The following is a 19240-nucleotide window of genomic DNA, read 5'->3' as shown; positions in this document are numbered from 1 at the left end:
GCTAATCCACTGGCCCGAGGCACAGCTCGGCGACCGCATCGACGATCGCCTCGGCATCGAGCCGATACGCGCGGAACAGATCTGGCAGATCACCCGTCTGGCCGAAGCGATCGGTGCCGAGCGGGCTCACGCGCATCCCGCGCACGCTGCCGAGCCACGACAGCGTCGACGGCGCGCCGTCGATGATCGTGACAAGCTTGGCGTGCGGCGCGAGCGCGCCGAGCAGCGTGTCGGCATGGCTCGACGCGCCCGCCCCGGTCCAGCGCCCGGCGTGCCGCGCCGACCAGCCGCGATGCAGCAGATCGGGCGACGTCACCATCAGCAGCCCCAGACCCGGCACGTCGTCGGCGAGCAGGGCAGCCGCTTCGAGCACCTCGGGTGTCACCGCGCCGGTGAAGACGATCGCGATGTCGGCGTCGCCGGAGGGTGCTTTCAGCCAATAGCCGCCGCGCAGCGCATCGTCCTGCCAGCCATCGTCGGCCCGCTCGATCTGCGCAATCGCGCGCGTCGTCAGCCGCAGATAGACCGAGCCACCGTCCTCCGCCTGCATGTGCGCGAAGGCCCAGCGCATGATCAGCGCGAGTTCGTCGGCGAAGGCGGGCTCGAAATAGGTGAGCCCCGGCTGACCGATCCCGATCAGCGGCGAGTTGATCGACTGGTGCGCCCCGCCCTCGGGCCCGAGCGTCAGCCCCGACGGCGTCGCCACCAGCAGGAAGCGCGCATCCTGGTAACAAGCGTAATTGAGCGCATCGAGCCCGCGCGCGATGAACGGATCGTACACCGTGCCGATCGGCATCAGCCGCGTGCCGAACAGCGGCGCCGCAAGCCCAAGCGCCGCGAGCATCAGGAACAGATTGTTCTCGGCAATGCCCAGCTCGATATGCTGCCCCGCGCCGTGCCCCGCCCATTTCTGCGCGGTCGGGATGCGCGCGGCGGAAAAGACGTCCTTCAGCTCCTGCCGGCGGAACAGCCCGCGCTGGTTCACGAACGCGCCGAGATTGGTCGAGACGGTCACGTCGGGCGAGGTGGTGACGATCCGGTCGGCGAGCGGATGCCCCGATTTGGCGAGATCGAGCAGGATCCGCCCGAACGCCGCTTGGGTCGAGAGCTCGGCCCCATCGGGCACCGGCAGGCGCTCGGGGACCGCCACCGCCTGCGCCGGTTTCGCCGTGGCCGCCTGTGCCAGCGCACTTGCCTCGACCACCGCGCGCGCCGAAGCGGCGGCATTGTCGCCGAGCCCGCCATACGGCGCCCACTCCTCGCCCTCGACGATGCCGAGGTCGCCGCGCAATTGCGCGATCTGGCCGGGGTTCATCAGCCCCGAATGGTTGTCCTTGTGCCCCGCAAACGGCAGCCCGTAGCCCTTGACGGTATAGGCGATGAACAGCGTCGGCACGTCATCGTCGCAGCGCGCGAACGCCTCGAGCAAGGTCGCGATGCAATGCCCGCCGAGATTGGTCATCAGCGCCGCAAGCGCCGCATCGTCCTGCGCCGCGATGAGCGCGAGCGTTTCGCTTTGCCCGGCCAGATCGGCGTTCAACCGCGCGCGCCAGGCAGCCCCGCCCTGATACGTCAGCGCCGCAAACTCGGCATTGGGGCACGCGTCGATCCAGTCGGCGATCGCTTGCCCGCCGGCCTGCGCAAACACCTCGCGCTGCTTCTTGCCGTGCTTGAGCGTCTCGACGCGCCAGCCACACGTCTCGAAGATATCGTCGAAGCGGCGGAACATGCGGTCCGCCGTCGTGCTGTCGAGCGACTGGCGGTTGTAATCGACGATCCACCAGCAATTGCGGATGTCGTGCTTATAGGCCTCGATCAGGCATTCGTAGATATTGCCCTCGTCGAGCTCGGCATCGCCCATCAGCGCGATCATCCGGCCCGCATCGGCCTCGGCCATCTCGCCATGCGCGATCAGATAATCCTGGATCAGCGAGGCAAACGCGGTGATCGCGACGCCCAATCCGACCGAGCCCGTCGAGAAATCGACCGGGATCGAATCCTTGGTGCGGCTCGGATAGCTCTGCGCGCCGCCCATCCCGCGATAGCGTTCGAGCGCGTCCTGGCTTTGCTGGCCGAGCATATAGTGAATCGCGTGCAGCACCGGCCCGGCATGCGGCTTGACCGCGACCTTGTCGTTCGGGCGCAGCGCGCCGAAATAGAGCGCGGTCATGATCGCGGTGATCGACGCGCAGCTCGCTTGATGCCCGCCGACCTTCAGCCCGTCGCGGCTGTCGCGCAGATGGTTGGCGTTGTGGATCGTCCACGACGACAGCCAGCGCAGCCGCGTCTCGATCGTCTCGAGCACGGCGATGGTGGCGGGATCGGCGGGGTGCGCCGGCGGGGTAGCGATCATATCCATGCCGCCCCATAGCCGATTGGCGCGCGACCGCGAGGCCCCTTTTGGCGCGGCGTCATCCCGCGGCGACGGGTACCCCCTGGCGCGCGGCGAATTGTGCGATCAACCAGCTGCGCACCAGGCTGATCGTCGGATCGGCAAGATCCTCCGCGCGCAATTTGAGGTAATAGCCAAAGCCGTCGTTGATCACGCTGTCGTACGGCAAAACGAGCCGTCCGGCGGCGATTTCGGGCGCGAACATGTCGATATCGGCGAGCGCAACGCCGTCCGAATGTATCGCATAGCCGACCGCGAGCGCATTCGCGTCGAAGGCGAGCCCGCGCTCGACGTCGAGGCTGATCCGGCATTGATTCGCAAAAGTGCTCCACAACAGCCCGCGCGGTTGCCCCTCGAGCTTGACGTGGAGCAGCGGATTGTCCGCCAGGAACTGCTCGAGCGTCTTGCCCGCGTTGCGCTGCGCCACCTGCGGCGAGCAGACCGGCGCGACGCGCACCATCCACAGCAGATCGGTCACGCGATCATCGATGTTGGGCCGGTCGAACACGATCGCCATGTCGGTCTCGCCGCTCGGCAGGCCGACCGCGGGCGAGCTCGAAATGTCGATCCGGATCGCGGGATGCTCGGCGTGGAACGCCTGGATCATCGGCATCGCGACTTGCTGCAATAGCGTCGGCGGGATGTGGAGGCGGATCGGGCGGCTGGTGTCGGGATTGCCGCTGATCGCATCCATCGTCTGTTCGATCCGGTCGAACGCCTTGCGCACTTCGGGCAACAGCGTGCGCCCCGCCGCGGTCAGCGCGAGTGTCGGCCCCGAGCGGTCGAACAGTTTGTGGCCGAGCTGCTCCTCGAGGCTGATGACGTGCCGGCTCACCGCGCTTTGCGAGACGTCGAGCGCCTGCGCGCCGGCGGTGAAGCTCAACCGCTGGCCGACCGCATCGAACGCGCGGAGCGCGTTCAACGGGAGCCAGCGCCGATTGTCCGGGGATGAGCGAGGAATAGCGAACTCCTGAGCGATGCGGGCCATGCCGTGGCGAAATACCAAGCGCGTTTCGCCACGCGATGCAACGGCGTCGCACCGCGCCGATCGGTCCGGGAGGGTGCGCAAGGTCTATCTGCCACGCGCTTCCGCCGCTACGAAGGTCGATCTTGCGGCGCGCTCGCGTGACAGCCCGCAAGGCGTGACGGACGACGAAAAGATGGGGCCCAGAATGATGACGACGACACCGCGGCTCGAATCGGCGCGCTGGTATGTCGTGCTCGTGCTCGGGCTCGTCTACGCGCTCAACATTGCCGACCGCTATGTCGTGTCGACCGTGCTCGAGCCGATCCGCAAGGAATTCGGCTTGTCCGATTCGGGCGTCGCATGGCTGACCGGCGTGTCGCTCGCCTTCTTCTACATCTTCGTCGGGCTGCCGATCGCGCGGCTGGCCGACCACGCCAACCGCCGCAACATCGTCGCCGCGGCGATCATCCTGTGGTCGGCGGCGACTGCGGTGCTCGGGCTCACCCAGAATTACTGGCAGTTCCTCGTCGCGCGGATCGCGGTCGGCGTCGGCGAGGCGGGCGGCACCCCGCCCTCGACCTCGATCGTCGCCGATAATTTCCCGCGTCGGCAACGCGCGTTCGCGCTGACGGTCTACGCGCTCGGGCTGCCGCTCGGCGCGTGGCTCGGGTCGAGCGTCGCAGGTGCGATCGTCGAGCATTTCCACAGCTGGCGCGCGGGCTTCATCGCGCTCGGCATCCCCGGCGTGGTGTTCGGTCTGATCATCCTGCTGAGCGTGCGCGAGCCGGTGCGCGGGCGGTTCGAGCGGATCAGCGAAGCCAAGGTGCCGAGCGCGACCTTCCGCGAGACCTGCGCCTTCCTCTGGTCGCAACGCTCGGCGTGGCACATCAACGCGGCGGGCACGGTGATCTGCCTGTGGGGTTGGGGTCTGCTGTTCTGGACGCAGACCTATTTCGAGCGCGCCTATGGCCTGTCGACCGCCGAGGCGGGCGCGCGGCTCGGGACGATCTATTTCTGGGCGGGGACCGCTGCGACGATCGCCACCGGCGCGATCCTCGCGCTGCCGCAGATGCAGGACCCGAAGCGCATCGCTTACGGCCTCGCCGCAATTGTCGCGCTGTCGACGATCCCGTCGTTCGTCATCTACTGGACGCACTCGCTCAGCCTGGCGACCGCGATGCTGTGGATCGTCGTGCCCGCGATCTATCTCTATGTTGGCCCGACGATGGCGCTGCTGCTCAACTTCCTGCCCGCCAACATGCGCGCGCAGGGGATGGCGATCAGCCTGCTCACCGCCAATGTCGCCAATCTCATCATCGCGCCGACCGCGGTCGGCTGGCTCAGTGACACGCTTGCCGGGCGGCTCGGCAGCAATGCCGAGTCGCTGCGATATGCGCTGCTGGCGCTGTCGCTGACCGGCTTCTGGGCGGCGTATCATTACTGGACGAGCGTGCGGACCTATGCCGCCGACGATGCACGGATCCAGGGGACGACCGTTACCGCTTGAGGCAAGCACGAAAGGCGGTGGTCACGCGCCACCACGTCACCCCGGCCTTGTGCCGGGGTCCACCGTGCCGCGCGTGCTACGCCGTAAGCGCGTGCCGCCCGGTGGGCCCCGGCACAAGGCCGGGGTGACGTGGGAGAATTAGAACTTCACCTTCGCGCGCACCCCGATCGTGCGTGGCCGCGCGTACGTCACCCGCGAGCCGGCCTGGTAGATCGCGTAATAGGTCGCGCGCTGGATATCGACCACCTTGACGCCGTCGAACAGATTGTTGCCGAAGATGCCGAACTCGTAATTGCCGATGTCATAGGCGATCGACGCGCTGGCATTGTGGCTCTCTGGGATCACCGCATAAGTCTGGCTACGCCCGCCATTGCTCGCGCGGTCGACGATCAGCTTCTTGGACGTCGGGTCGAGGGTGGTCGAGAAGTCGTTGAAGGTCGTCTGTTGCGACGAGATATATTTGTACGTCGCCTGCAGATGGAGCGACCCGCGCCCGAGATCGGCATCGTAGAACGCGCCGGCCGACGCGGTCACGCGCGGTGAATAGGGCGTGCGGTCGCCGTCGAACGCGCCGACCGTCGGGATGTCGCCACGCGCGGTCGAATCGTTGAACGAGAAGCTGCCGTTGAGCGTGATGTTGCGCGTCGCCTTGACCGCCGCCTCGAGCTCGACGCCCTTGCTCGCGATCTTGCCCTTGTTGTCGGTGAAGAAATACGAACAGTTGAGCCGCAACCGCGTCTGCACGTCGGACCAATCGATGTAATAGGCGCTCGCGTTGAGCGTCACGCGCCCGCCCGCGAACTTGGCCTTTTCGCCGATCGTGTAGTTCCACAATTTGTCGGGCCCGAACGTTCCCGGTGCCGCGCTATAGCCATATGAATTGAGCTGCGTCGTGCAGCGCCCGGCAAGCCCCGCGGTGCCGAGCGGCACCGGCTGGTTCGCACCGCCATAGCGGAAGCCCTTGGCGGCTTCGGCATAGATCAGCACATTGTCGTTGAGCTTGTACGAAATGTTGGCGCGCGGGTTGACGCCGTTCGACTTGAGCGTCGAGCGGATCGACTGGGTGATGCCGGTCGTGCGCCCCTGCGCGTCCTTGCCGAGCAGCACGCCGAACGCGCCGCCTTCGTAGAGATAATAGCTCTCCTTGAAGTTGAAGTAGCGCAGGCCTGCGGTCAGATCGAGCCGGTCGGTGACGTGCCAGGTGCCGTCGGCATAGGCGGCGAACTGATGCTCGCTGACGTCTTGCAGCCCCGAGAAGATGTCGTTCGAGCTGAACGCGCCGTCGACGGTCTTCGAATCGTAGCGGCCGGTCGGAGTCGCGAACGGGCCGAACGCGGCGTTCTGGTACGACAGCGTGTCGAACCCGGCGACCGGAATGTCCTGGATCAGATGCCGGTTCTGCTTCTCGTAGAACGCGCCGACGGTCCATTTGACCGGGCCGTCGTTCTTCGAGACGAGCCGCGCCTCGGCCATGAAGTCGTTCAGCTTCTGGTTGATCGTATAGTTCTCGGCCGGGATCAGGCTCGTGACCGCATGGTCGTAGCGTGCGGGCGGAGCGTAGAGCGGATACTTCCCCGCGCCGGTATAGGGCGCGTAATAATTGGCGAAGTAATAGCCGATCTGCGGATCGGGGCTCGCGTTGAAGCCGATCTTGCGGTCGGTATAGGCGCCGGTCACGATCAAATTGGCGAAGCCCGCGTCATAATCGAACCCGCCGGTGTAGAGCTTGAACAGATCGCGCGTGCCCTCGGCCCCGTTGCTCTCGTACTGATACGGTTTCAGCCCATCGAGTCCGGTGTTGAGGCCCTTGGCACGGCTGTTTTCATAAGTGAAGCTGCCGTCGACGGTCAGCTTGTCGGTCGGCGTCCAGCGGACCGCGACACGGCCCTGCGTCGAGCGGTTGCTGTTGGCGTTGTCGACGCGGTGCTGGCCGATATTGTCGATGAAGCCGCCATCGTTGCCGACGAAGATGTTGCCGCGAACCGCGAGCTCATCCTTGATCAGCGGGATGTTGACCATCCCGCGGACGTTATAGCTGCCAGCGCCATATTCGGTGGTCGATCCGCTCGCTTCGGCGGTGCCGAAGACGCTGCGCGCATCGGGCTTGGCCGTCACGAAGCGCACCGTGCCCGCCATCGAGCCCGCGCCGAACAGCGTGCCCTGCGGCCCGCGCAGCACTTCGACGCGGTCGAGATCATAGACCTTGAGGTCGGGCGTCTGGCCCTGCACCGAGATCGGCGTATCGTCGAGATAGACCGCGACGAGTGGGCGATCCGACGTATCCGAGGTGACATAGCCGCCCGTCGCAAGCCCGCGCAGGTTGAACTTGTTGAACCCCGGCGCGCCCTCGGTGATGACGAGCGACGGCGTGAACTTCGCGAGATCGGACAGATTGCCCTGCCCCGATTTGGTGATCTGGTCGACGTTCACCACTGACACCGCGATCGGCACCTTCTGCAGCGATTGCGCGCCCGAACGCGTCGCGGTGACGACGATATCGTTGAGTCCTTCGCTTTGCGGCGCGGCTTGCGGCGCATCGGCAGGCGCCTGCGGCTCGGGCGCGGCGCGCGCGATGCCCGGCGCGATCAGCGCAAGCGCTGCCCCCGACGCCATGAGCCGCGCGACGATCCGCGCAGGACGCGCCGAAACGCTGTGACCGACAGAAAGATTCACCACGAAAGTCCCCTTTGCAACCCAGCTGCCCCACCAAGGCAGCCGTCGTGCAAGCCATTGCCGGCCGATGCCTTCGACGCTGTCCTTGATCCCCGTTCGATATCAAAAATCGGATAGGGGCATCCAATTTAGGCATCAATGCCGATTGGCGGTCGCCTTGGCAAGCGGTCCGAGCGCATCGACGAGCGGGGCGAGCCACGCTTCGAAATGACGCCACTGGTCGAGGCCGTCGCGATTGATCGGCTGGCGGACCTGTTCCGAGCTCGGCGTGCGGACGGTCCGCTCGCTCTCGAAGAAGCGCAGGCACTGCGGCTCGAACGGCAGCCCGCAATAGGCGAGCAGACGGCGGATTTCGGTCTCGGGATCGTCGATGAGCGCCTCATAGTCGATGCGGTATACCCGGCCCGGCAGCACCGCATCGAAATGCGCCATCAGCGCGACGTAATCGGCGTAATATCGCCCGAGATCGCCGAGGTCGTAGCTATAGGCCTGCCCGCGCGCGAACGCCTGTTTGAACAGCGAGAAGCAGCACGCCATCGGATCGCGCCGGATATCGATGATCCGCGCGCCCGGCAGCATCAGGTGGATCAGCCCGGTGTGGAGGAAGTTGCCCGGAAACTTGTCGACCAGCCACGGCTTGCCAGCGCGGTGGACCGCGGTGCGCTCGAGATACGCGGTGCCGAGCGCGGCAAAGGCGGCTTCGGGAACGTGCGCGATCGACGACGGATAGCCCGGGTGGCGCTGCGCCAGTTCGCGCGCGAGCGTGGTGATGTCGGGCAGTTCGGACGCGCCGTCGACCGCGCTGTGGCTGGCGAGGATCTGCTCGACCAGCGTCGATCCCGACCGTGGCATGCCGAGCACGAAGATCGGCCCGGCCTCCGCGCACCCCGCCGTCGCGTTGCGGCGGAACAGATCGGCGTCGAACGCCGCGATCGAGTCGGTCACGAAGCGATGCAACGCTGCGGCGTCATGCGGCTCGAGCGCGGCGCGCGCAGCATTGCCGCGAGCATAGTGGACGAACGACTCGGCGTAGCGTGCCTCGTCCTCGAGCGCCTTGCCCAAGGCGAAGTCGAGATACGCGCGATCGGCCGGATCGGGGCTCGCCTCCGCCGGAAGCGCGAGCATGTGCGCGACCTCGGTGCTGTCGAAGCGGACGGTCTTGAGGTTGGCGAGGCTCCAATATGCTTCGCCGTAGCCCGGCCGGAGTGCGACCGCACGGCGGTAGGCGGCGACTGCCTCGTCCTGCCGGCCAACCGCGCGGAGCGCATGGCCGAACGCATGCCAGGCCTCGGCATCGTCGGGCGTCGCCGCCAGGACCGCCTGATAGGCACGGACCGCCGCGGCCGCATCGCCCAGCTGCATGTGGATTGCCGCTTCGAGCAAAAGGAAAGCCGCAAGACCCGGCCGCGCCTTGAGCGCGAGATGGATCGCCGCAAGCGCCTCTTGCCCACGCTCGAGCCGGTGAAGCGCGATCGCGTGTGCGAACTGTGCGGGGACGAAGTCGGGCGCAACGCGGCGCGCCTGGTCCAGCAAGTCCACGACCGCCGCGAAATTTCCCTGCCGCAGCCCGATATCGGACAGCAGGCGCACCGCGCCGAGATCGTTGAGATCGATCCCGAACCGCCGCTGGAGCGCGCCGCGCGCCGCCGTATCGCGCCGCTCGAAGAACGCCGCAGCCGCATCGCCGAGTGCGCGATCGGCGACGCAGCCAGGCACCATCAGCGCCTGCGCTGCATTCGCCTCGATCGGGCGCCCGAGCAGCAGCAACTGGTCGCCAAGCGCGTGCCATGCGAGCGAGGATTGCGGATTGGCGCGCGTGGCCTGGTCGAGCGCATCGGCGGCGGCCTCCCCCGCCCCCAGTGCGGCAAGCGCCATGCCGAACTCGTAATGAGTCCCCCACGCCTGCGGCATGGCGGCGGCGAGCGGTGCCAACACATCGCGCGCCTCGCGGATCTTTCCGACCCGGCGCAGCGCCGCGCCCAACAGGACGCGCGCTTCAACCGAATCACGTCCCCCCGCCAAGACGCCGTCGACACGAGCGAGCGCTGCTAGAGGATCGTGACCCAGCAAGCGCTTGGCGTCCGCCAGCGCGGATTGCATCGTCGAATTGTCCAGCCGCTTGGTCCCCGCTGCGATACCGTTCGGCGAGCCTAGCCGTACCGCCGCGCCAAATCCATCGAACGCGAGACGGCTCCCGCCGCCAAGGCGCAGAGCCGCCACGGATTTGACCCGCCCTTGGCACCGGTTGAAACTGCGGGAAAACTTATAATAGATTAGTTTAAATTTAGTCCTCAGAAATAAATTAACACATATCAATTGGCAGTCTTTGTGATAAATTTTGCCAATTCATTCGCCAATAGTTTAAAAACACAGACGGCGGATGATAAATAGGACCCCATGAAAGCAACTGGTCTTACCTTTGCGATAGTTTCAATAGGACTTACAATCGCAATTGTCCTAAATGAGACAATTTATATAATTGAAAATACTCCATTTTTTGGAGTTCATGCGGGCTACAGCCTTGCCGCGTCAGTCGGATTTTCTGGCTGCGCGGTCGCGGTCGTACCGTTACTGCTCGATCGCCCGCGTCGCGCGGCACCTGTCGCTGGCGGTGTCGTGCTGTTCGGCGCCTTCATATTGCGGGACTGGGCGACCGTTTCGGAGATATTCGTCAGTCCAGGCCAATTCTCTCATTGGCTTGCCGCGGCCATGCCGGGCCGCCTGCTCCCGAGCGCGGCGCTCCTGCAGATCGTGGTCGGTATTGCCTGTCTCGAACTCGGCCTCGACCGGCTTCACGGATCGCGCGATCTCCGCATCGCGCTGATCCTGTTTGTTCCGATCGCGCTCACCGCCGAAGCGCTCGTCATGCTCGTCGCCGGACTCGACGCGTCGAACCTCACGCTCCTCACGATGGCAGCCTCGCTGGTTTTCCTGGCTGGCGCGATGGGTGCGTATGGCCTCCGACACGATGCGGCGTTGGCCGCTGCACCGAGGCTATGGCTGCCCGTGGTGCTGGCGGTAGCGATCGCCAGCACAGATCTGCTCGCGACGCACAGCAGCGCGGCGCGGTGGGGGTATGTCCTGGTCGTCGCGTGCGGCTTGCTGCTCCCGCACCGCGTCTTCGTGCGCGTGCTGACCACCGTATCGGTCGGTCTTGCACTGTTCGGCTTGGTGGCATCGCAACGGAGCGAGAGTGCGAGCGTCGCCAGCCTCCTCGCCGCCGCCCTGGCGATCGGCGCGATCGTATTGTCAGGAGTGCTGGTCGATCGGCAGTGGCAGGCGCGACAAGCCCATCGCGAAATGACCGAGCGTTTCGCCGCGATACAGCAGATGACGGCGACGACGTGCTTCGAACTCGATCTGGCAAGCATGGCCTTCGTTCCCAGTCCCGCGTTCGATTCGCTCCACGGCCGGACCGCGCCCGTGCGCAACGATTGGCGATCGTTCGTCGCAGCGTACATTCCCGTCGAGCAACAGGCCGCGCTGGCGGCCAGCCTTGCCGCGGCGCATCACGGCCGGGCCACCGACGCTGTCGCATACAGTTTCCAGCGCCCCGACGGCGAAAGGGGAGATGCGCTGCTGCGCTGGGTGCCGACGCGCGATACGCACGGGGTGATCGTCAGCCTGACCGGCATCGTCCACGATGTGACCCTGCAGCGAAAATCCGAACGTGGCAGTGCCGAGTTACGCGCCAAACTGGACGACGCTCTGAAGCTCGAAACGCTGGGCCTGTTGGCCGGCGGGGTGGCGCACGACCTCAGCAACACGCTCGTCCCGCTGGGGATCCTCGCACCGCTCGTGCTGGAGACGATCACCGACCCAACCGATCGGCATAGCATGGACCTGATCATCGAATCGGCGACGCGCGCACGCGAACTGGCGCGCGCCATGCTGGCCTCTACGCGCGAGGAACCCACCGCGCTCGAGCGGGTCCGGCTCGACGAACTGGTCCGCGATTTGCTGGCGTTGCTGCGCGCGCGCTTTCCTGCCGGGATCACGATCGTCGACGCGCTCGCACCCGTGCCCGCGATCGAAGGAAACGTGTGCCAGCTTTATCAAATCGTCCTCAACCTGACGGTCAACGCAGCACAGGCGATCGGCCCGCGCGGCGGCACGATCACGATTGGCACTGCGGCTGAGCCAAGCGGGGATGCGCGCGCGCGGTCGGTCCGGCTGTTCGTCTGCGACGATGGGGCGGGGATCCGGCCGGAGATCATCGATCACATCTTCGAGCCGTTCGCCAGTTCCAAGGATGGCAATGAGGCAAGCGGGATCGGTCTGGCGATCGTCCGCCGTATCGTCCAGACCCATTCCGGGGTGATCTCCGTCCAGAGCAACCTGGGCCAGGGCGCGCGGTTCGATCTGCTGTTCCCCATCGCTCGGCCAGTTTCTGGCCCCCCTTCCCCCAATTTGTCGCACCCCACTCCCGCAAGCGAGGCTCCATGGCGAAGCGCATCTACATAGTCGACGACGACGAACCGGTCCGTTGCTCGCTGCTGACATTGCTCACCCTGCGCAGGGATTTCGATGCCGAATGCTTCGCCTCGGGCGACGCCTTTCTCGACGCGGCGCCCAAGCTCGATCCCGGGATCGTCCTGCTCGACTTGCGCATGCCCGGACTGACCGGGCTGGAGGTGCTCGCTACCTTGCGCCGCGAAGCGCTGCCCTTTCTGTGCGTGATCGTCACCGGGCACGGCAACATCGCCGTCGCCATCGAGGCGATGAAACGCGGCGCGATCGACTTTCTCGAAAAGCCGTATGACCACATGACACTGCTCGAAACGGTAGAACGCGCGTTCGATCGGCTGACGCGCGCTGGCGAGGATGCCGCTCGCATCGCCGCGGCGCAGAAACAAATCGCCCGGCTGGCGCCGCGCGAAGTCGATGTGCTGTGTGGGTTGATCGCCGGCAAGGTCAACAAGGTGATCGCGCATGACCTCGCCATCAGCCCGCGCACGGTCGAAGTGTATCGCGCGCACATGATGACCAAGCTTCACGTCCAATCGCTGCCGGACGCGCTGCGCATCGCGTTCGCCGCCGGGCTCGTCCATTGAGCACGATCGACGACGACGCAGACTTGGCCGAGATCGTCCACGATCTCAGCCAGCCATTGACCGCACTGACCAACTACCTCGCCGCGATGCAAGTTGCGATCGACCATGGCGATGCGTGTAAAACGATCGCAAATCTGCTCGGATCTGCCGTGTGCGAGACGGCGCGAGCGCGCGCCTTGGTCGACCGCCTGCACGATGCCCTCGCTCGCTGAGGCGAGGCGAGCCTTCGGTACTATATTGCGATTGCGGCGGAAAGAATCCGCGGCCGGGTCGTTCCTTGACCGCGAGGTTTTCCGAATGGGCGCGCTGGCGCGCGCTTGTCGACAGCGCACGATATTTTTCCCGGAGACATGAGATGGCCACCACCCCCGAGACGACCCGCGGCAACGCGGGCGAAACCCACCAACAGGCCGGCGACGGCGATGCCGTGCTGACGACCAACCACGGCGTGCCGATCTCCGACAATCAGAACAGCCTGCGCTCGGGCGAGCGTGGGCCGACGCTGCTCGAGGATTTCGTGCTGCGCGAGAAGATCTTCCACTTCGACCATGAGCGCATCCCCGAGCGGATCGTCCACGCCCGCGGGTCGGGCGCGCACGGCTATTTCGAGGCGACCGACGACATTTCGGACCTCTCCAAGGCAGCCGTCTTCACCAAGGGCGAGAAGACCGAAGTGTTCGTCCGTTTCTCGACCGTCGCGGGCGGATCGGGTTCGGTCGATACCCCGCGCGACGTCCGCGGCTTCGCCGTCAAGCTGTACACGCGTGAAGGCAATTGGGATCTGGTTGGCAACAACATCCCGGTGTTCTTCATCCAGGACGCGATCAAGTTTCCCGACCTGATCCACGCGGTGAAGATGGAGGCCGATCGCGGCTATCCGCAGGCCGGCAGCGCGCACGACACTTTCTGGGACTGGGCATCGCTCACCCCGGAAGCGACGCACATGCTGTTCTGGGCAATGTCCGACCGCACGCTGCCGCGCTCGCTGCGGATGATGGAAGGCTTCGGCATCCACACCTTCAAGCTGGTCAATGCAGAGGGCAAGACGAGCTTCGTCAAGTTCCACTGGAAGCCCAAGCTCGGCATCCAGTCGACGATCTGGGACGAGGCGCTGAAGCTCCAGGCGGCCGATAACGACTATCACCGCCGCGACCTGTTCGAGGCGATCGATGGCGGCGACTTCCCCGAATGGGAGCTCGGCATCCAGGTGTTCGACCAGGCCTTCGCCGATGCGCAGCCCTATGACGTGCTCGATTCGACCAAGCTGATCCCCGAGGACGACATCCCCGTGCGGATCATCGGGCGGATGGTGCTCAACCGCAACGTCGACAACTTCTTTGCGGAGACCGAGCAGGTCGCTTTCCTGCCGACCAACATCGTGCCGGGGATCGACTTCTCGAACGATCCGCTGCTGCAGGGCCGGTTGTTCTCGTACCTCGACACGCAGAAGTCGCGTTTGGGCACGACCAACTTCCACCAGATCCCGATCAACGCGCCGCGGTGCCCGTTCGGCAACTTCCAGCGCGACGGAATGATGCAGACGCAGGTGCCGAAGGGGCGGGCGAATTACGAGCCCAACAGCCTCGGCGCACATGGCGAGGAAGGCGGCCCGCGCGAAAGCCCGAAGGGCTTCGCCACGGTCAATGCCGCGACCGGTCCGAACGAAACCGGCGACAAGCTGCGCATCCGCTCGGAGACGTTCAGCGACCATTACAGCCAGGCACGACTGTTCCTGAACTCGCAGACCGAGAGCGAGCAAGCGCATATCGCCTCGTCATTCGTGTTCGAGCTGTCGAAGGTCGGGACGCTCGACCAAGTCCCGCCGCGGATGGTGGCGAACCTGCGCAACGTCGACGAAGCATTCGCCAAGCGCGTCGCCGACGGGCTCGGCATTCCGCTGCCCGACAAGGCCGAGGCGGCGCGTGAGCCGGTCGACATGAAGCCGTCCGACGCGCTGTCGATCCACAAGAACATGAAGGCGACGCTCGAAGGGCGTACCGTCGGCGTGCTGATCGCGGATGGCACCGATGCGGGCGAGCTCGACACGCTGGTCGCGGCGATCACGAAGGCGAAGGCGAAGGTCTTCCTCGTCGCGCCCAAGGTCGGCGGTGCCAAGCTGTCCGACGGGTCGATGAAGAAGGCCGATGGCCAGCTCGCCGGTTCGCCGTCGCAGCTGTTCGATGCGGCGGCGGTCGTGCTGTCGAAGGACGGTACTGCGACATTGCTCAAGGAAGGCGCTGCCGTCCAATGGGTGATGGACGCGTTCGGGCACCTCAAGGCGGTCGGCGCGAGTGCTGCGGCAAAGCCTTTGCTCGACAAGGCCGGTGTCGAGGCCGATGAAGGCGTGACGGGGCTCGACGATGGCTTCATCGCCGCTGCCGCAAAGCGTTTCTACGCGCGCGAACCCAACGTCCGCACCCTCGCCTAACCGCGAGGGCCGCGGCCCTTTATCGGGATGCACCTATGATCGACCCCTTTGCCTATTGGACGCGTGTCATGTCGGCATGGGGGTCGGTCGGTGCGACCGGCGAGCGATTGAGCGAAACCGCGACCGCCTCACATGCGGTGATCGCCTCGCGCACCAACACGATCGGCGAAGCGATGCGCGCGCCGCTCAGTGGTGATTATGCCGAGCTCGGCCGGATGGTGCCCGAGAAACTCGCCGCCTTCTCGGCATCCGGGACGGCGGGCATGCAGGCGTTGATGGCGCTGCAGGCGGGCTATGTCGCGCAGGCACAGGAGCTCGGCGCGATGTGGCTGCGCGGCCGCCCGCCGACGCTGTTCGAACTTGCCGCGCTTTCTGAACGCTCGAGCATGCACGCGCTGACCGCGCTCGAGACTAGCGCGAAGATGGGCCGCGATGTGGTCGCGCCAGTGCACAAGGCGGCGACCGGGAATGCGAAGCGGCTGCGCAAGGCGCGCTGACGGGCTACCTCCGACTTTTCCCGCATCGTTCCCCGGCGAAGGCCGGGGCCCAGAGGCAAGCGTTCTGAAAGAGCGCGTTGCACGCGCCGTTGGAGCCTGCACCCCTGGGCCCCGGCCTTCGCCGGGGTGCTGTGACGGAGGCGCCTCCTCAGAAAATCCCCAGAAACTTCTTCCGCTTGCCAGCGCCCTTTTCAGGCGTGCCGTTGCCGACGTCATCGCGCGGCTTGCCCTTGGTCGTGCGCTGCGCCGCGGCGGGCTTTGCCGCAAGGATCGGCGCGCAGGCTGCGGCCTTGGCATCCCCCACGTCGATAAACGCGAGCAACGCTGCCGGCGGCGTGGCGAGCAGCGCCAGCCCAAGCCCGGTCCCCGCGCGACCGATCAAATCGGGGCTGATCACCGAAATCCCCGGCTTGGCGAAACGGCCGTTGAGCCCGACCGGCGACTGCGCCGAAAGCAGGCTGAACTTCTTGCCATCGGCGCGGAAGGCGAGATCGAGCGCCTCGGTCCCGAAGCTGAACCCGCCCGTCGCCGCGATCACGTTCTTGCTCGTATCGATCAGGATCGGATCCGCCGCCGCCGCGCCCTTGCGCACCGTGAAGGCGACCAGCCCACAATTGATCCGCACCGGCTCCTTCAATTTGTCCTGGAACATCTTCTGGACGAAGGTGCCGATATCGAGCTCGCTCAACTGAACGTTGCGCGTCCAGAAGCTGCCGGCGGGCATCACGAACGCGATCCTTCCGTTCGCATTGGCGAGCGAATCGTGCAGGCTGTCGCCGCTGCCGACGAGCTGGATCCGCCCCTTGATCGTCCCCGTCGTCCCCGCCTCGGCGACGCCGAACCCGGCGAGCAGCCGCCCCATCGGGGTCGAGGCCAGGCGGATGTCGTAGCTCGCCTGGGTCGGCCGGCGGCGCGTGTCGAGCACGATGTCGGACGCGACATTGCCGCGCGCCATCGAGAAGGTCAGCGGCGAGAGCTTGAGCACGCTGTCCTTGAGCGCGAGCGTCAGGTCGATGTTCGAGACCGGCACGTTCTTCGAACGGACCGTGCCGACCGTCCATTTCAGATCCGCATCGAACGCGTGGAGCGCGGCAATATCGAGCGACGCGTCGGGCAGCAGGCGCGCCGGTGCGGCACCCGTAGCGGCGGCTGCCGCCTGGACGCCCTTGGCTGCGATCAGATCAGGATTATAGCCGATGAACGGCGCGAGATCGATGATGTCGACCTTCTTGCTCGCCAGCGTCGCGGCGATGTGGATGCGCGGCGCGATATTCTCGACCGTGAAGCGCCCCGCCAGATCGCTCGCGCCGAAGCGGCCGCGCAGATGCGTGAAGGCATAGGTGGTGCCGGTCTTCACCAGTTGCGCTTTGAGGACATAGGTGCGCGACTGCGGAATGGTGACGCCGATGATATGCAGCAGTTCGGCCATGTTGCGCCCACGCGCCGTCACGTCGAGCGGCACCTTCTCGATCTCGGCCAGGCTCGGCAGCGTGCCCGCGACATCGATCACGTTGTGTGCGGCGTGCGCGGTCATCGTCAGCGTGTTGGCGCCACGCGCGACGGTCTGGTCGGGTGAGAGCAACGCGCCGCTCAGCGTGAACGGCGTATCGCGCACCACGCCATTGCCGGTGAAATCAACCTTGTCGCCGATCTTCGCGTCGGTCGACTTGATCGTCGCGAAGCTCAGATCGGCAAGCAGCCGCATCCGCGTGTCGCGATAGCGCACCGTCGTCCCCGCAAGCGTCGCGCGGTCGATCGTCGGGAAGGCAAGCGGCTTGCCGCCCTTGGTCTGGCTGAAAGTCCAGCTGTTGGTGCTATGGTCGGGGCTCCATTCGAGATCGACCGCGCCGTCGGCGAGATCGAGGAAATAGAGCCGACGCTTGCCGAACAGCAGCGACAGCGGCGCAATCCGCGTGTCGATCTTCTTCGCCTCGAACAGATTTGGCTTGCTCGCCCAGGACGGGTTCGAGATCGTCAGCCCCTCGGCGAGGAACTTGATCTGGAACGGGTCGAAGAACAGCTGAAAATCGCCCCGCACGCCGACGGTGCGATGCGTCAGCGATCCCACCACGCGTTCGAAGGTCGGCTTCAGGAAGCGCCCCTTGGTCATGTAGAGCACCAGCCAGATCGCGAAGAGCACGGCCAGGATCGCGAGCAGTACGTTGCGCACGAGGCGCCAGCGGCGCCGCGCCGGTGTCTCGACGGTCGCGCGGTCGCCCTCGGGCGTGTTCGCCGTGGCGGCAGGGATCTCGGTCACGGTTTGGTCTGCATGGCGCGAGGCTTCTTCGTTTCGGGCATTCGCCCTGGTCCTGAACACAGCCATAGCCGCGGCAACTGAACGCCGCTTGACCGGAAAAGTGCCGGCTCGTCGCACACCGCTGGACAGGCGCGCCGCTCGCTCGCTAACGGCACCCACATGAGTGTCACCGCAACGATCATGAATTCCGCCACCGGCGAGCCTATCCAGAAGATGGTCTTCGGCCGCATGCCCAAGCCCTGGGCGTCCTTCACGCTCACCTCGGGCGAACTCGTCACCGCCGACCGCGTCGATGTCGGCAAGCCAGCGCCCGGCAAGTTCGTCGTGCCGGTTTCGGTGTGGGTCACGCCCAAGAAATAAGCCGGAGCGCTCTCGCCGCTGGTTCGTTGGCAATCCGACACCAAGCGAGGAGCGCACATGGATTACATCAAACTCGGCGCAACCGGGCTCGACGTCTCGCGGCTGTGCCTCGGCTGCATGACCTTCGGCGTGCCCGATCGCGGCACCCACGCCTGGACGCTCGACGAAGCGGCCAGCCGCCCGATCCTGCAAAAGGCGGTCGAAGCCGGGATCAATTTCTTCGACACCGCCAATGTCTATTCGGACGGCACGTCGGAGGAAATCGTCGGGCGTGCACTCAAGGACTTTACGCGCCGCGACGAGGTCGTGATCGCGACCAAGGTGCACGGCCGGATGCGTCCCGGCCCGAACGGCGCCGGGCTCAGCCGCAAGGCGATCCTGACCGAGATCGATGCCAGCCTGACGCGGCTCGGCACCGACTATGTCGATCTCTACCAGATCCACCGCTTCGACCCGGACGTTGAAATCGAGGAGACGCTCGAGGCGCTCCACGACGTCGTCAAGGCGGGCAAGGCGCGCTATATCGGTGCCTCGTCGATGTTCGCCTGGCAGTTCGCGACGATGCTGCACACGTCCGAGGCGAATGGCTGGACGCGCTTTGCGACGATGCAGGATTATCTCAACCTGCTCTACCGCGAGGAGGAGCGCGAGATGCTGCCGCTCTGCGCCGCCGAAGGGATTGGCGTGATCCCGTGGAGCCCGCTCGCGCGCGGCCGGCTGACGCGCGACTGGGACGATGCGACCGAGCGCTCGGCAACCGACGCGTTCGGCGCGACCTTGTACCGCCACACCAACGATGCCGACCGCCGCGTGGTCGAGCGCGTCGCCGAGATCGCGACCGAGCGCGGCGTGGCGCGCGCGCAGATCGCGCTCGCCTGGGTGCTGGCCAAGCCCGAGGTTTCCGCGCCGATCGTCGGCGCATCGAAGCTCGCGCATCTCGACGACGCGCTGGCGGCGCTCGAGATTGGGCTGACCGAGGCCGAGATCGCGCGGCTCGAAGAGCCGTACGTGCCGCACGCGGTCGTCGGCTTTTCCTGAGCGCCACCCGATATCCTGCCCCCCGTAACCCTCGCGAAAGCGAGGGTCCCGCTTCTCCTGCGCACCG

The 19240-nt window shown here is 66.0% G+C and carries 13 protein-coding genes; 8 read left to right on the top strand and 5 right to left on the bottom strand.

The features are described from left to right. Position 1 precedes the first annotated feature (1 nt). On the bottom strand, positions 2–2359 hold the full coding sequence (locus E2E30_RS02290) for a transketolase (RefSeq protein WP_133186867.1): 2358 nt from the start codon (positions 2357–2359) through the stop codon (positions 2–4). Between the two features lie 52 nt (positions 2360–2411). Further along, positions 2412–3314 carry a LysR family transcriptional regulator gene (locus tag E2E30_RS02285; RefSeq protein WP_133186865.1) on the bottom strand — a complete coding sequence of 301 codons (903 nt, stop codon included), beginning with the start codon at positions 3312–3314 and terminating at the stop codon, positions 2412–2414. Between the two features lie 250 nt (positions 3315–3564). Here E2E30_RS02285 and E2E30_RS02280 point away from each other — a divergent pair, with 250 nt between their 5' ends. Continuing rightward, a complete protein-coding gene (locus tag E2E30_RS02280) occupies positions 3565–4866 on the top strand; it encodes a spinster family MFS transporter (protein WP_133186863.1) in 1302 nt (433 codons plus the stop codon). A 138-nt stretch (positions 4867–5004) separates the two neighbouring features. Here E2E30_RS02280 and E2E30_RS02275 read toward each other — a convergent pair whose 3' ends face one another. Further along, positions 5005–7542, bottom strand: coding sequence for a TonB-dependent receptor (locus E2E30_RS02275; protein ID WP_133186861.1), 2538 nt, complete (start codon positions 7540–7542; stop codon positions 5005–5007). A 132-nt stretch (positions 7543–7674) separates the two neighbouring features. Next, complete coding sequence (locus tag E2E30_RS02270; RefSeq protein WP_240699013.1) at positions 7675–9759, bottom strand: tetratricopeptide repeat-containing sulfotransferase family protein; 2085 nt, start codon at positions 9757–9759, stop codon at positions 7675–7677. Between the two features lie 177 nt (positions 9760–9936). Here E2E30_RS02270 and E2E30_RS02265 point away from each other — a divergent pair, with 177 nt between their 5' ends. From E2E30_RS02265 to E2E30_RS02245, 5 genes are all read left to right on the top strand, one after another. Further along, positions 9937–12003, top strand: coding sequence for an ATP-binding protein (locus E2E30_RS02265; RefSeq protein ID WP_133186859.1), 2067 nt, complete (start codon positions 9937–9939; stop codon positions 12001–12003). Further along, positions 11982–12593: a response regulator transcription factor gene (locus E2E30_RS02260; protein ID WP_133186857.1), complete on the top strand. Its 612-nt coding sequence runs from the start codon at positions 11982–11984 to the stop codon at positions 12591–12593. Before E2E30_RS02265 ends, E2E30_RS02260 begins: the two co-directional genes overlap by 22 nt. A gap of 23 nt (positions 12594–12616) precedes the next feature. Beyond that, positions 12617–12805: a hypothetical protein gene (locus E2E30_RS02255; protein WP_133186855.1), complete on the top strand. Its 189-nt coding sequence runs from the start codon at positions 12617–12619 to the stop codon at positions 12803–12805. A 143-nt stretch (positions 12806–12948) separates the two neighbouring features. Beyond that, positions 12949–15021, top strand: a complete 2073-nt coding sequence (locus E2E30_RS02250; RefSeq protein ID WP_133186853.1) for a catalase — start codon at positions 12949–12951, stop codon at positions 15019–15021. Between the two features lie 35 nt (positions 15022–15056). After that, positions 15057–15518, top strand: a complete 462-nt coding sequence (locus tag E2E30_RS02245) for a hypothetical protein (RefSeq protein ID WP_133186851.1) — start codon at positions 15057–15059, stop codon at positions 15516–15518. Between the two features lie 148 nt (positions 15519–15666). Here E2E30_RS02245 and E2E30_RS02240 read toward each other — a convergent pair whose 3' ends face one another. Continuing rightward, positions 15667–17775, bottom strand: coding sequence for an AsmA family protein (locus tag E2E30_RS02240; RefSeq protein ID WP_133186849.1), 2109 nt, complete (start codon positions 17773–17775; stop codon positions 15667–15669). A gap of 159 nt (positions 17776–17934) precedes the next feature. Here E2E30_RS02240 and E2E30_RS02235 point away from each other — a divergent pair, with 159 nt between their 5' ends. Together E2E30_RS02235 and E2E30_RS02230 are read left to right on the top strand one after the other, a co-directional pair. Continuing rightward, complete coding sequence (locus E2E30_RS02235) at positions 17935–18135, top strand: hypothetical protein (RefSeq protein WP_010187745.1); 201 nt, start codon at positions 17935–17937, stop codon at positions 18133–18135. Positions 18136–18192: 57 nt separating this feature from the next. Continuing rightward, positions 18193–19173 carry an aldo/keto reductase gene (locus E2E30_RS02230; protein ID WP_133186847.1) on the top strand — a complete coding sequence of 327 codons (981 nt, stop codon included), beginning with the start codon at positions 18193–18195 and terminating at the stop codon, positions 19171–19173. Positions 19174–19240 lie beyond the last annotated feature (67 nt).

Source organism: Sphingomonas sp. AAP5, assembly GCF_004354345.1.
GTDB lineage: Bacteria > Pseudomonadota > Alphaproteobacteria > Sphingomonadales > Sphingomonadaceae > Sphingomonas > Sphingomonas glacialis.
Note: the sequence above shows the minus strand (reverse complement) of the source record. Positions and strands in the feature narration are given on the sequence as shown.